The following is a 13,956-nucleotide window of genomic DNA, read 5'->3' on the forward strand; positions in this document are numbered from 1 at the left end:
GCAATAAAAAAGAAAGGAATGTCAAAAAGGTAATTAACGGATTTTACCGTAACTAGGCAGTTTTATAAATGTTTGGTGATAAAAAAAGGCTTAACCCAACTGATTAAGCCTTGCTTCAAAATGGTAAAAATAAAATAACGTTAATGTCTTGATTTCGCTCTTAATATTCTGCCTTGCTTGCTGCTCATACTGTGTAGAAAATCGTTCGGTAAAATACAGCCGCTTTCTATCCAAAAACCTTTTTAAGGCTTTTTTACGAGAAAAATTGTACAAGACCTTGGCAACATGTTGATATTCAAGGCGAATTTGTTGGCAATAGGCTTGATAAACCAAGTCACTCTGCCCCAAAATACGCAAATCCATATCCAAAAAATACGCCATATCGCTGTCGTTCGTGTCGGCAAGTTCGTGTTTTTCGGTGGCGATAATCAATTCAACAACCCGATTTTGCAAGTCTATTGGCAAAAAACCGCCCAATTCGGCGATAAAATACGCCGCGCTTTGGCGTTCGTTGCTCATGGCTGGTTTGCCTTGGGTTTGATAGATAACATCGTGGTAAAAAATCGCCAATAGCACGCTTTCAGGTTGCTTTAGCTGATCTTTTATCCCGTCAAACTGTTCTAATAACGCCTGAATATGGTGAAGCGTGTGATAATGGCGGTGAGGCTGCTGGTAGTGAGTGACTATGTTTTGCCAGCAGTCAGCAATAGTTTGATGATCAATTTCATAGACTTGTAATAGCTTAGCAAATGCGGTTTTCATCGCTCATTATCACATCACGCCTGGTAAGGGATTCGCCAAAATTGTTTGGGTTTGTTTGGCGCGAAAATCACTGATTTTTTGCGCAAGCGTGCTATCACCAATCGCCAAAATTTGCGCTGCCAGCAGCCCTGCATTTGCCGCACCCGCTGCCCCGATGGCAAGCGTACCCACCGCCACCCCTTTGGGCATTTGCACGATGGATAGCAAACTATCCCAACCACTTAGGATGGAGGATTTGACAGGTACACCAAGCACAGGCAAATCCGTCTGAGACGCACACATCCCTGGCAGATGCGCCGCGCCGCCTGCCCCTGCGATAATCACAGACAGTCCGCGAGCTTTGGCAGTTTTGGCATAGTCAAACAATCTATCAGGGGTGCGATGTGCCGATACCACTTCACACTCAAATGGCACCCCAAAATCCGCTAACATTTGCGCGGCGTTTTGCATGGTTTCCCAGTCAGATTGACTACCCATAATGATACCGACTTTGGCTTGACCTTGTGGCGATGGGATGGGTGGTGGTAGCTGGTGTGTCTGGGCGTTTGGCTGACTTGCTGACATGGAAAATTCCTTTTGCCAAAAAATTGACGGACTTAAAATAAAAAAACGTGCATGAAATGCACGGTTAAAACTTAATATAGCATGATTTTTTACCCTTGAAAATCAAAATCTATGCGGCAACTATATCACCACATTGGCGGGTACTCGCGGCTTTTGTTCAGGGGCAAATTGTTGATGACTGAGCATTGCCAGCTGCGTCTCAATCGTATCGCACATCATCCCTAGGGGCAATTCGTTTTCCCCCGTACCAAACGGCTCGCTGATTTCATCGACGATTTCATTGAGTGCCATAAAGGTGTAGCCAACAAAACTGACTACAAATGGCGTTACCCAGCCAATCGCATTGCCGAGTCCAAACGGTAGCATAAAGCAATACAGATACACAGTGCGATGCAGCAGCACAAAATAGGCATACGGAATCGGTGTGTTATTAATGCGTTCACAGCCCGCTTGGATATGGGCAATCTCCCCCAAGGTGGTATCCAAGCTTTGCCACTGCCAAACATCGATTTTTTGCTCGGCTTGCCAGTTGGCGAGCATCTGCCCCATGATTTGGGTCAAGCGTAACGCAATAAAGTTTTGCCCAACTACGGCTTGCTGTTCTTCAACGGTTAATAGCCGCTGCAGATTTGCGGTATTATCCTCAGCCCGTAGCTGCTGGCGTAGACTGTGCACAAAAGCGATTTGATGACGGATAAAGGCTTGTTTTTCCGCCATACTGACATTGGGCAGTGTCACCACTTGGCGTGCAATATTGCGGCTTAGCCAAACCAGCGTGCCCCACAGCTTGCGCCCTTCCCAAAACCTGTCATACGCTGCGTTATTACAAAACCCGTGGAAAATCGCAAGAGAGATACCGAGTATCGCAAACACCGAAGGATTGAGCGGTACAGGCTCGGTAGCGATATGGGTTTGATAAAAATAGATGAAAAAGGAGAAAATAAACAACAAAACTTGTGGCACAATCAGCCGTTTAAAATACGAGCCTTGCATCACAAACAGCATCTTTAGCGGCTCAATCGGACGTCGAATCATACCTAACTCATCTTAATTTTTTGCTCACTGGCTATCATTTTTAGCCGTAAGCTTTAAACAAATATTTTAATTTATATTACACCCAGTTTATGGTTTAGCCTTGGGTTAATGCTGATATTGAATAAAATTCGCTGAGGTCAAAGCCGGATGATCGGTGTCAAATTGATAAGCCGTCAAAAACCCATCTTTGGCAGCAGAATAATCCACACAGACGACTTGATGACTAAGTAGCTCAGGCGTGCCATTTAGCCAATAATGCCCGACAAAAATAGGTTTGTCATGGTCAAGCCCGAACAAAATCTCAGCGGTCAACGTGTCTTTAGGGATATGAATCAAATCCTCTTGGCTAGCGCGCGCGATCTGGTGAATCGGCTGAAACGACAAACTCGGTTGCCACCACTGTACCCGTACATTTTTACGTTGATGACCTTCTTTATCCACTAGATGAATGCCTTCAGGTAGCGGCGCTTCCACACCTTTAAGCACTCTTTCCAGTGCCTCAAAAGGTGGCGTGCCTTCCTCACTGGTTTTTTGTAGCGCAACAGGCGTTAAGCGATTGTCTGTCGTTAACAGCGGTTTTAAAATCGCCATCGCGTCACTGTCCCAACAAGCATGCACAAAACACGCATCATCCAACGCTAGCCACAGGGGTAATTCATAAAACCGCTTGAGCCAAAACTGGTGCAACTCACTGCCAAACCCTACTTCATCAAGGAACGCTTGATGCTGCGAGGTGTTTTTATCATCATGTTGTCGTAAATATTGGCTTGCATCGCGGGCATCGGGTGTTGCGTAAGCTAACGCATTATACTCGTGATTACCCATGACCGCGAGCGCTTGCCCGTGGTCAATCATCGCAAATACGATAGATAAGGTTTGCAGCTGTTGACTGCCCCGATCAATCAAGTCGCCGATAAAAATCGCTTGGTGATTGGCGGGCGCTTGAAAACACTGACCATCATGTTGATAGCCCAACTGCGTCAGTAACCCAATGAGTTTATCTGCCTGACCATGCACATCACCAATCACATCATAAATCATGTTTTTTACCTTTTACTGCTTTTTACGACTTTAGCGTTAACTAGCCAAGCGACTATTAAATGGGCAACCTGTAACTAGCGAGAAGTGCCACGCAATTTTTAGCCCCTAAATGTTAGCCACCAAAGCCTAAAAATCTTGGGTGCATTAATTGGTTAAAAAAATGCGCCACAATACCTGGCTCAATGGCAATCGTGGCTAACATACCAAAAATACCACCCACCAAATGTGCCGAATGATTGATACTGCCGCGACCTTGCCCATCCGCCCACACACTATACGCCACATACGCCACCGCGAACACAATCGCAGGTACAGGAATCACAAACAGCAACAATGTCGACCAAGGATTCATTAAAATATAGCTAAAAATTACCGCTGAAACAGCGCCCGAAGCCCCTAAGCTGCTATAACCAGGATTGTTCTTTTGTTTTAGATAGGTTGGCATAATCGCCACCACCAAAGCGGCAAAATAAAACAGCACAAACCCTAGACTGCCGAGTTTGGACATGAACAAACCCTGTACTGCTTGTCCAAACGAATACAAAGTAAACATATTAAAAAACAAATGCATCCCATCGGCATGGATAAAACCATGAGTAACAAAGCGATCGACTTGTCCACGCTGCACTGCAGGCGGATAAAAAATTAACCTTTGCATCAGTTGGGGTGATTGCCAAGCTAATAAACTGACGACCACCGTAATAATAATGATAAATAAAGTATGGTTAGAAAAAAGTGACATAGCACCTCAAAATAGCAATAAATAATGATAAGTATGATTATGATTAAGATATCGTGTTATCTCAATAAGCCAAATGTGAATATACTGATAAGAGTGATACCTAAAACTGTCATAAGTGTTGAGCTAGCAGAGACAGACCCTGCAAATTTGAACAACACACCTTTACTCAAGTTAACCCAAAGTAGGGGCGATCTGAATTTTTAACACAATATTTACGCAATAGTTACCTTAAAATAACTGAAGACACCCCCATTTTGCTTTAATTTATTAGTTATATTTGAGTAAGACTGCAAAAGATTTAACAAAGTCTCTTGTTTTGCGGCAGTTTTTCTCAGTATTGTTAAAATTAAATAGCAATGCAATAAAAAAACCCAATAACCATAAATAATAATAATTTTTGAACATATATTGAAGAATTATTAACTCGTGTGTTGGATATAAAAATAATACATTGGTTTTATGGTTGTTGTTAACCCTTCATTTTGTTGAGGATCGAATTATGAATATCATTGAACATTTAACCCGTACAGTAACACCCGTTCTTTTAAATAATGCAACGGATGCCAACCGCTCATCTTTATTAGAAAAATTATACGCTATTTTGGTTGCACGTCTGGCTGATGGTAACATCTCTAATAGCTTTGCTAACGCTACTATCGCTGATGATGACAACAGCTTTTTTGACCGTGTCCTGCCAGATACCACCCATCGTACAGATCTAGTGCAACAGCTCTCACGTCATTACAGTGTACCAGAGCAAGAAACCAGTTCGTTAGTAAGCCGCGCTGCCCCGCTGGTAATGCGTGAATTACGCTCACTATCAGGTACGACACCACTTAATACTTTCTTATCAAATAATATTGCGTCTGTGGCTTCTGTGATTCCTGCTTGGGCATATGCATTTATCCCAGCAGGCATTTTGACTATGTTGAATTTGTCGCCTGCGCATGCAGCAACCACGCCTACTGTCCAAACGACCACTCGTACAGAGGAGCATTTGGTTGCTACGCCTAAAGCGGAAGAAGGCGGCTTGATGAAAATGTTACTGCCAATTATTGGTCTGTTGATTTTAGGTGCACTTGCTTGGGCATTGTTAAAATCATGTAACAAAACTGAGCCAGTCGCGACGCCAGTTGTGGCTTCTACCACTGCTTCAACAACAACAACCACTACCACAACTGAAGTCTCTGCGGCAAGTGCAACCGATACCTCAGCCCTAGCTGTGGCGTCCGCTACTGATACCGCTGTTGCAAGTATGCCAATGGCATCTGGCACAACGATGACAACCACTGAAACAACGGCAACAACTATTTCTAGCACTGAGCCTTCAGTGGTATTTGAAAATGGTCGCCTAAGCTTCTACTTTGCTACGGGTAAAGCACAAGTTGCTGGTAATGCCAAAGAAAAAGCCAATGATATCCTTGAAGCCGCTAAACAAGGTAAAAAAATCGGTATCAGTGGTTATACCGACAGCACAGGTAATGCCGCTGCCAATGAGAAATTAGCAAAAGAGCGTGCCCAAGCAGTTAGATCATTCTTAGTAGCTAATGGTGTGCCACAATCACAACTTGAATTGATCAAACCTCAAGACACGACAGGTGCTGCAGGTAAAGACCAAGAAGGCCGCCGTGTCGATGCATACATTGTTGATGACAATGCAATTCCTGCAACCGGTACCACAACCGTTACAACCGTTGCAAGCCCAGCGAATTAAACCACCTTTCACGGTTGATTCATCATTAAAAATCCTCGATAAGTTATCGAGGATTTTTTTTGCTGTTAAAAATTTTTAGATGCCACTGGCTTTTTGGGTAAAGAATTTCATCAAGGGTTTGATCTTGCTAACCATGCTCACGCCTTCACTGCGTAACTGCTGAATCGGACGCAACTGTGTAGCAAAAATCCAATTAATCCCAGAAAAACTATGCATCATCATAGCGTTATTTGCATAGCGTTGACGCTCATAACGCTGTAATGTCGCAAGACTTGCCCATAGCTTGTTGCTTGACCGCTGATAATCTTTTTGCAAAATATCGCTCAATGCGATGATATCGAGCATACCCAAGTTTAAGCCTTGTCCCGCCAAAGGATGCACCCCATGCGCGGCATCGCCAATCAACGCTAAGTTGGCTTTGACATAATTTTTGGCATGTTGGGCACCCAGTGGGAAACTGGCGATTGACTCAATCTCAGTGATATCGCCTAAGGCATAGCCACTGGCAAAGGCGAGTTCTTTGGCAAGCTCTTTTGGTGGCAGCGAGAGTAAATCAAGGGCAGCATTGGTCGGCAATGTCCATACCACTGATTGCCAATGTTGCGGGTTCGCCTGATCGTCAGCCGTCACATCTGCCAGCGGTAAAAGTGCCAAAGGCCCTGTCGGCAAAAACACTTGTCTGGCTGTCGCCTTGTGTGGCTGCTCGGTTTTGATGGCGCAGCAGATTGCTGTTTGCTGATACGCCAAAGTATCTAACCCAATCCCTGCCGCTTGGCGTACCATAGAGCCGCGCCCATCAGCACCGATTAATAGCTTACCTTGATGCGTGGTGCCATTATCTAAGCTAACTTGATACCCCAAATCTTCACCTTGCCAAGCGATATCGGTGACCTTATGCCCTGCAATATGGCGCAAATAGGATTGACCCTGATGGACAAGCCGCTCATCGTCAAAACTGTCATACAGCGCTTTTTCGATGATAAATGGCTCAACCATACTACCCAATAATTGCGGTGTTTGAGCATCACCAAAATTTAGCTCGCCCACGCCATTGGTTTGCCATACCTGCATTTGGGTATAGTCGGCTTTGCGTTTGCTTTGTTCGATACGCTGCCATGCACCGACCTCTTTGAGTAGGTTGATACTGGCAACGCTTAAGGCATAGACACGAGCATCACGCTCGGTGAGTTTTTGCTCCCAGTCGGCTTGAGTGAGGTGTGGACGGGCGTCAATCAAGGTGACAGGATGGCGCGCTTGGGCAAGCTTTAACGCCAATGTCGTGCCAACAACACCACCGCCGATGATTAATGTAGTGTTTTTCATGATTTCAGCCCCATCGCAAAGGTTGCCACAGCTGGCTTCACAAATGGCACTTTATCAAAGGCAATGAGTCCGACATTACGCGCGATTTTGAGCAAGGGATTTTGGTGCATAAAACCATACACCACCGTATCGCAGAAAATTTCTACCCGTTTTTGGTCAGCTTTACGGCGTTTGGCATAAGTTTGTAGCATGCTACTATCGCCAATATCTTCGCCGCGCATCACTTGCTGTGCTAGCATCTTGGCGAGCGTATCAGCATCACGCATACATAGGTTAAAGCCTTGTCCTGCAACAGGGTGCAAGGTGTGGGCGGCATTGCCCATGATGACGCAGCGACCTTTGACTTGGCTATCTGCCAATATTTTCACCAGTGGATACGCGCCGCGTTTACCCGCTTTGACAAACCTGCCTGCTAAGCTGCCAAAGGCTTGTTGAATAGTGTCAAGAAAGTATTGGTCGTCATCCAAATAGCGCTGTTCTTCGCCTTTTGGGCACACCCATACCACAGAGCGGCGGTAGCCTTGCTGGGCTTGTCGTCCATCCCCTTGACCGATATCAAACGCATCAACCAAAGGCAACACGGCAACTGCGCCCATTTTATTAAAGCGTTCAATCGCTTGATGCTGGTGCGGTTTGTCCGTCATGACCACGCCCACGACACCGACTTGGTGATAATCATGCGCAGTTGCGCCAATGCCCAGTAGTTGACGGCTTGGCGAGTTTTGACCATCACAAGCCACCAGTAAATCAGCCGTTAAGGTTTGGCGAGCTTGGTGAGCTTGGTCAAAGCGAATGGTGACATCGGTTGCCGTCTGTTGTATATCTGTCAAGCTGGCACCGTCTAGCAAAGTTATCAGCGGATTGTTTTGCACGGCGAGCAGTAATTTTTTGCCAAGCCAAGCGTTTTCCATTACTTGTCCAAAACTTTCCACCCCTTCGTCTTCTTTGTTGAGGGTCGCTTTACCAAAACTACCTTCTTCACTGATAGCGACTTCATCAATGCGGCAGGCATGGCTTTGCAAGTCATCCCATAGCGTTTTGCCATTAAAGGTCATACCACGATAAATTTGTACCGTACGGCGTGACAGCGCGATGTTACGGCTGTCAAATTGCTCGCGGTCTAAGTCATCATCAGGGCTGATGGTCGGATACTTGGCTTTTTCTAGTAGCGTACTTGAGATGCCTTTGTCGGCAAGCAGTAAAGCAAAGGATAAACCGACATTGCCGCCGCCGATAATCACCACAGTTTGGGGGGTAAGAATATTCATGACTGTTCTCTTTTTTAAAGGGCGGTTAAAGCGCACCTTATCAGAATTTTTTACCAGTTTAGCACAAATCCTTACGCGCTTTGTGGCGGCAATTGGGTAAAATCCATAAAGCAAATGTTAAAGGAATAAGCAAAATGCCAGTACTGCAATGGTTGTTGCTGTTTTTGCTTAGCAGTATATTTTATGGCTGGGTGCTGCTGGGAAATGGCGCAAAATGGCTAGAAGGTTGGCAATCGTGGTGGCTAATTGGCTGGTTTTCGCTAGATTGGACCGCCGAGCAAATCCGCTTGTATGTACTGATCATTTGGATTGTTGAAACGATTTGGTTTGTGGTTGGTTTGTTTCAACCAAGTTTACGTACTTTTTAGACTGTATTTCGACAAAAATTTTGGCTACCTTTTTTTGTGATGTTCTGTTAAAATAGGCAAAATCAAACCTTAGCGAGTTGGCATGATAAAGTTAATGGCACAGACTGGTAACGCATTAAAACCAGTTAGCTATTTTCTTTAAAATCAATGTCTTCTCGCTTTTTTGTGGGCGATACTTTTTACGGTATGTGCATTGACTGGGCATCGTATACCGTCGCACACATGGGTAGAACACAGGATACGAGCGGAGGCACTAGGTGAACACGAATTACGCAAAAGCAATTTTGGCATTGGCAGATGGTACGGTTTTTTATGGTCGCAGCATCGGTGCTAGCGGACACACCGTTGGTGAAGTCGTGTTTAATACAGCGATGACAGGTTACCAAGAAATCTTGACCGACCCAAGCTACGCCCAGCAAATCGTCACGTTAACCTACCCGCATATCGGTAATACGGGCACCAACGACGAAGACACAGAGTCAGGTCGTATTCATAAAGTGTGGGCAAATGGATTGATTATCCGTGATTTGACCATGGCGATCAGTAACTTTCGCTCAAGCCAATCACTAAGCGAGTATCTGATTAACCATAACACCGTTGCCATCGCTGATATCGACACCCGAAAACTCACTCGCCTACTACGTGAAAAAGGCGCACAAAACGGTTGTATCATGACCGCCGATAGCGACGGTCAGCTCGATGAAGCCAAAGCAATCGAACTTGCCAAAAGTTTTGCCGGTATCAAAGGCATGGACTTGGCGAAAGTCTGCTGTGACCAAGCGGGTTTTACCTGGACGCAAGGCTCATGGCAACTGGTGAGTCCAGAAGTGAGCCCAACTTGTGGTCGCTTTAAAGAATTGGGCACTGACATCGAGCAAAAATTTAACATCGTGGCGTATGACTTTGGCGTCAAAACCAACATCTTGCGTATGCTCGTTGACCTCGGCTGTCATGTCACCGTTGTGCCTGCCCAAACGCCTATCGATGAGGTGCTCAAACATAACCCAGATGGTATTTTCTTGTCCAATGGTCCTGGTGACCCTGAACCTTGTACTTATGCCATTGATGCGATCAAACATATCATCACCCAAACCGATATTCCGCTGTTTGGTATTTGTCTAGGTCATCAGCTATTGGCACTGGCTAGCGGCGCGCAAACCTTGAAGATGAAATTTGGTCACCATGGTGCCAACCACCCTGTACAAGATATCGAAGCAGGTACGGTGATGATTACCTCACAAAACCATGGTTTTGCGGTGGATGAAAGTACGCTTCCTAGCAATGTGAAAGTGACGCATCGTTCGTTATTTGATGGCTCAAATCAAGGCATCGAGCTTACTAATAAGCCTGCGTTTAGTTTTCAAGGACATCCAGAGGCCAGCCCAGGACCCCATGACTGTGCGCCACTATTTGATAAATTCGCAGCTATGATGGCAAAGGCGAAAGCGTAAATGCAACAATACCCTTTTCACCTGGTTAATGTCTTTGCTGAAACCCATTTTAGTGGCAATATTAGCCAAAATCACTATCCGATAAGCAAAGCCATTCACCAAGGCGATGACATGGGCAGACCCAACCGCTTGATGCTCAAAGTCGATAACGAGCAAAACATTTTTGTGGGTGGCAAGGTCATCGAAGTGGGCAAAGGTGAGTTTTATTTATAATAAAAAGTGCGTTAATCGCGCTTTTTTTAAAATTAGGGTTTTAGAACATCAGTTAGTACTCAGTTTTTTATTTTAAATTTTACGTAATGCAGTTAAAAAGGGTGTAAAGCAATGCCAAAACGTACCGACATCAAATCCATTCTTATCATTGGCGCAGGTCCTATCGTCATCGGACAAGCCTGTGAGTTTGACTATTCAGGCGCACAAGCCTGTAAAGCCTTACGTGAAGAAGGCTACCGCGTCATTCTGGTTAACTCAAATCCAGCCACCATTATGACTGACCCTGTCATGGCAGATGCCACCTACATCGAGCCTATCACCTGGCAAACGGTAGAGCGTATCATTGATAAAGAACGCCCTGATGCCATCTTACCAACCATGGGCGGACAAACCGCGCTCAACTGTGCCTTAGACTTGGACAAGCATGGCGTACTGGAAAAATATGGCTGTGAGCTGATTGGCGCGACCAAAGACGCGATCGAAAAAGCCGAAGACCGTAACCTGTTTGACCAAGCGATGAAAAAAATCGGCTTAGAGTGCCCGCGCGCCGAAGTGGCTGAAACCATGGAACAAGCCTTCGCCATTCAAGCCAAAGTCGGCTTTCCCTGCATCATTCGCCCATCGTTTACCATGGGTGGTTCGGGTGGCGGTATCGCTTACAACCGTGACGAATTTGTCGAGATTTGTGAGCGTGGCTTTGACTTATCGCCCACTCACCAAATATTGATTGACGAAAGCTTAATCGGTTGGAAAGAGTATGAGATGGAAGTTGTCCGTGACAAAAAAGACAACTGCATCATCGTCTGTTCGATTGAAAACTTTGACCCTATGGGTGTCCACACAGGTGACTCTATCACTGTGGCGCCTGCTCAGACTTTGACGGATAAAGAATACCAAATCATGCGTAATGCGTCATTGGCGGTGCTGCGTGAGATTGGCGTCGAGACCGGTGGTTCAAATGTACAATTTGGTATTGACCCAAAAACAGGTCGTATGGTGGTCATCGAGATGAACCCACGTGTCAGCCGTTCATCCGCCTTGGCATCTAAAGCCACGGGTTTTCCGATTGCCAAAATCGCGGCAAAACTTGCGGTCGGTTACACGCTCGATGAACTTAGCAACGATATTACAGGCGGCTTGACCCCAGCCAGCTTTGAGCCCGCCATTGACTATGTGGTGACTAAAGTACCGCGCTTTAACTTTGAAAAATTCCCCCAAGCTGATAGCACCTTATCTACCCAAATGAAATCGGTGGGTGAAGTGATGGCGATTGGTCGTAACTTCCAAGAGTCGATGCAAAAAGCGTTACGCGGTCTTGAGATTGGGGTGAATGGTTTTGATGAGTATCTTGATTTCAATCAAGACGACGATACCATTCGCAGCACCTTAAAAGTTAAATTAAAAACCCCTACACCCGACCGTATTTTCTACATTGCTGATGCCTTCCGTTTTGGCATGAGCGTGGATGAAGTGTTTGAGTTTACTCGTATTGACCCTTGGTTTTTAGTGCAAATTGAAGACATCGTCAAAACGGAAAAATTGGTAAAAGAAACTGGCTTTGGCGGTTTGACCCGCGACAACTTGCGTCAATTCAAACGTAAAGGGTTATCAGATTTACGCTTAGCAACACTACTGGGTATTTCACAAAAACAACTGCGTAAAAAACGTTGGGATTTGGGCGTGTATCCTGTGTACAAACGCGTGGATACCTGTGCCGCGGAGTTTTCGACTTCAACCGCTTATATGTATTCAAGCTATGATGACGAATGTGAAGCCAATCCAACCAACAACAAAAAAATCATGGTCATCGGTGGTGGTCCTAACCGCATTGGTCAAGGTATTGAATTTGACTATTGCTGTGTGCACGCCGCCTTGGCAATGCGTGAAGATGGTTATGAGACCATCATGGTCAACTGTAACCCTGAAACGGTTTCAACTGACTATGACACCTCTGACCGTCTGTACTTTGAGCCTATTACGTTAGAAGATGTGCTTGAAATCGTGCGCATCGAAAAACCCGAAGGCGTGATTGTGCAGTACGGTGGACAAACGCCATTAAAATTAGCGCGTGCACTGGAGGCCGCTGGCGTGCATATCATCGGTACTAGCCCAGATGCGATTGACCGTGCAGAAGACCGTGAACGTTTCCAACACATGATTCAGCAATTGGGCTTTACTCAGCCACCCAATGCCTTGGCGACCAGTACCGAAGACGGTATTGTCAAAGCGACGCAAGTGGGCTATCCCCTAGTTGTCCGTCCCTCTTACGTGTTGGGCGGTCGCGCCATGGAAATCGTCTATAACGAAAACGAACTGCGTCGTTATTTGCGTGAAGCCGTACAAGCGTCCAATGAAGCCCCTGTGTTACTTGACCGTTTCTTGGATGATGCGATTGAAGTGGATGTGGATTGTATCTCTGACGGCACCAACGTGGTGATTGGCGGTATCATGCAGCACATCGAACAAGCGGGCGTGCATTCAGGTGATTCAGCGTGTTCAATCCCTCCGTATTCACTTAGCCAAGAGATTTGCGATGTGATGCGCGAACAGACCGTGGCGATGGCAAAAGAGCTGGGTGTGGTGGGCTTGATGAACGTCCAATACGCGGTCAAAGATGGTGTGGTTTATATCCTTGAAGTCAATCCACGCGCCTCACGTACGGTGCCTTTCGTATCAAAATGCATTGGCACTTCACTTGCGCAAGTTGCTGCGCGTTGTATGGCTGGCACAACGCTTGTGGAACAAAACTTTACCACTGAGGTGATTCCAACATTTTTTGCGGTCAAAGAAGCGGTCTTCCCTTTTGCCAAATTCCCAGGCGTTGACCCCATTTTAAGCCCTGAGATGAAATCAACGGGTGAAGTCATGGGCGTGGGTCAGACCTTTGGTGAGGCTTACTACAAAGCCATCATCGGCAGTAACGATAGGTTGCCCGGTTTGCCAGTAGAGAATGAAGTTAAAAAAGTCTTCTTATCAGTGCGTGAAAGCGACAAAGCCAATCTAGTACCAGTGGCAAAACAATTTGCCGACTATGGCTTTAAACTTGTGGCAACCTCAGGTACACAAAAAATCTTGACCGAAGCAGGTATCCCCTGTGAGCGCATCAACAAAGTCACCGAGGGTCGCCCACATATCGTCGATGCCATCAAAAATGGTGAGATTGCGATTGTGGTCAATACCACTGAAGGCAAACAAGCGCATGAAGACTCGTTCTCGATTCGCCGCTCAGCCTTACAGCATAAAGTATTTAATGTGACCACCTTAAATGCCGCGGCAGCAGTTACCCAAGCGTATAAAGTGCAGCTACCATTTGATGTGTATAAGCTCCAATCGCTACATACACAGACACAGGGATAATCACCGCTATTTTAAAATACTGATAGCCAGCGCTATCAGTATTTTTTTATGGGCTAAGATAATCCTAAGGTTTGGGGTGTACACTGGGTTTGCCCTAAGTATAGCCACGTTTATCAAT

General features: G+C 45.7%; 12 protein-coding genes. 5 read left to right on the forward strand and 7 right to left on the reverse strand.

All coding sequences use genetic code 11. From position 1 onward, the window contains the following. Window positions 1–90: 90 nt before the first annotated feature. The 5 genes from RT034_RS05810 to RT034_RS05830 all read right to left on the reverse strand — a co-directional run bounded on the left by RT034_RS05810 (window position 91) and on the right by RT034_RS05830 (window position 4,144). The gene (locus tag RT034_RS05810; protein WP_313014885.1) at window positions 91–762 is read right to left on the reverse strand and encodes an HD domain-containing protein; all 672 of its coding nucleotides are present in this window, start codon (window positions 760–762) and stop codon (window positions 91–93) included. 9 nt (window positions 763–771) lie between these two features. After that, window positions 772–1,326 carry a 5-(carboxyamino)imidazole ribonucleotide mutase gene (gene purE, locus RT034_RS05815; protein ID WP_313014888.1) on the reverse strand — a complete coding sequence of 185 codons (555 nt, stop codon included), beginning with the start codon at window positions 1,324–1,326 and terminating at the stop codon, window positions 772–774. 120 nt (window positions 1,327–1,446) lie between these two features. Then, complete coding sequence (locus RT034_RS05820; RefSeq protein WP_313014891.1) at window positions 1,447–2,361, reverse strand: bestrophin family protein; 915 nt, start codon at window positions 2,359–2,361, stop codon at window positions 1,447–1,449. Window positions 2,362–2,466: 105 nt separating this feature from the next. Beyond that, the gene (locus tag RT034_RS05825) at window positions 2,467–3,402 is read right to left on the reverse strand and encodes a metallophosphoesterase (protein WP_313014893.1); all 936 of its coding nucleotides are present in this window, start codon (window positions 3,400–3,402) and stop codon (window positions 2,467–2,469) included. A gap of 112 nt (window positions 3,403–3,514) precedes the next feature. Then, window positions 3,515–4,144, reverse strand: coding sequence for a rhomboid family intramembrane serine protease (locus tag RT034_RS05830; protein ID WP_313014897.1), 630 nt, complete (start codon window positions 4,142–4,144; stop codon window positions 3,515–3,517). A gap of 499 nt (window positions 4,145–4,643) precedes the next feature. Here RT034_RS05830 and RT034_RS05835 point away from each other — a divergent pair, with 499 nt between their 5' ends. Beyond that, on the forward strand, window positions 4,644–5,858 hold the full coding sequence (locus tag RT034_RS05835) for an OmpA family protein (RefSeq protein ID WP_313014900.1): 1,215 nt from the start codon (window positions 4,644–4,646) through the stop codon (window positions 5,856–5,858). Between the two features lie 75 nt (window positions 5,859–5,933). On the opposite strand, the gene RT034_RS05840 is transcribed toward RT034_RS05835, so the two are convergent. Next, the gene (locus RT034_RS05840) at window positions 5,934–7,181 is read right to left on the reverse strand and encodes an FAD-dependent monooxygenase (protein ID WP_313014902.1); all 1,248 of its coding nucleotides are present in this window, start codon (window positions 7,179–7,181) and stop codon (window positions 5,934–5,936) included. Further along, window positions 7,178–8,449, reverse strand: coding sequence for an FAD-dependent monooxygenase (locus tag RT034_RS05845; protein WP_313014905.1), 1,272 nt, complete (start codon window positions 8,447–8,449; stop codon window positions 7,178–7,180). Before RT034_RS05845 ends, RT034_RS05840 begins: the two co-directional genes overlap by 4 nt. A 134-nt stretch (window positions 8,450–8,583) precedes the next feature. Between RT034_RS05845 and RT034_RS05850 the strand changes: the two genes are divergently transcribed. From RT034_RS05850 to carB, 4 genes are all read left to right on the forward strand, one after another. Further along, a complete protein-coding gene (locus tag RT034_RS05850; protein ID WP_007116143.1) occupies window positions 8,584–8,817 on the forward strand; it encodes a hypothetical protein in 234 nt (77 codons plus the stop codon). Between the two features lie 257 nt (window positions 8,818–9,074). Beyond that, on the forward strand, window positions 9,075–10,268 hold the full coding sequence (gene carA, locus RT034_RS05855) for a glutamine-hydrolyzing carbamoyl-phosphate synthase small subunit (protein ID WP_313014906.1): 1,194 nt from the start codon (window positions 9,075–9,077) through the stop codon (window positions 10,266–10,268). Further along, window positions 10,269–10,481, forward strand: coding sequence for a hypothetical protein (locus tag RT034_RS05860; RefSeq protein WP_313014907.1), 213 nt, complete (start codon window positions 10,269–10,271; stop codon window positions 10,479–10,481). 111 nt (window positions 10,482–10,592) lie between these two features. Next, complete coding sequence (gene carB, locus RT034_RS05865) at window positions 10,593–13,838, forward strand: carbamoyl-phosphate synthase large subunit (RefSeq protein ID WP_313014908.1); 3,246 nt, start codon at window positions 10,593–10,595, stop codon at window positions 13,836–13,838. Window positions 13,839–13,956 lie beyond the last annotated feature (118 nt).

Source organism: Moraxella sp. CTOTU48841 (genome assembly GCF_032061225.1).
In the GTDB taxonomy this organism is placed as follows: Bacteria; Pseudomonadota; Gammaproteobacteria; order Pseudomonadales; family Moraxellaceae; genus Faucicola; species Faucicola cinerea.

Bases quoted from the DNA above. Each gene is read 5' to 3' on its own strand.
- RT034_RS05810 (WP_313014885.1), bottom strand. From the start codon at position 762: ATGAAAACCGCATTTGCTAAGCTATTACAAGTCTATGAAATTGATCAT.
- purE (WP_313014888.1), bottom strand. From the start codon at position 1,326: ATGTCAGCAAGTCAGCCAAACGCCCAGACACACCAGCTACCACCACCC.
- RT034_RS05820 (WP_313014891.1), bottom strand. From the start codon at position 2,361: ATGATTCGACGTCCGATTGAGCCGCTAAAGATGCTGTTTGTGATGCAA.
- RT034_RS05825 (WP_313014893.1), bottom strand. From the start codon at position 3,402: ATGATTTATGATGTGATTGGTGATGTGCATGGTCAGGCAGATAAACTC.
- RT034_RS05830 (WP_313014897.1), bottom strand. From the start codon at position 4,144: ATGTCACTTTTTTCTAACCATACTTTATTTATCATTATTATTACGGTG.
- RT034_RS05835 (WP_313014900.1), top strand. From the start codon at position 4,644: ATGAATATCATTGAACATTTAACCCGTACAGTAACACCCGTTCTTTTA.
- RT034_RS05840 (WP_313014902.1), bottom strand. From the start codon at position 7,181: ATGAAAAACACTACATTAATCATCGGCGGTGGTGTTGTTGGCACGACA.
- RT034_RS05845 (WP_313014905.1), bottom strand. From the start codon at position 8,449: ATGAATATTCTTACCCCCCAAACTGTGGTGATTATCGGCGGCGGCAAT.
- RT034_RS05850 (WP_007116143.1), top strand. From the start codon at position 8,584: ATGCCAGTACTGCAATGGTTGTTGCTGTTTTTGCTTAGCAGTATATTT.
- RT034_RS05860 (WP_313014907.1), top strand. From the start codon at position 10,269: ATGCAACAATACCCTTTTCACCTGGTTAATGTCTTTGCTGAAACCCAT.
- carB (WP_313014908.1), top strand. From the start codon at position 10,593: ATGCCAAAACGTACCGACATCAAATCCATTCTTATCATTGGCGCAGGT.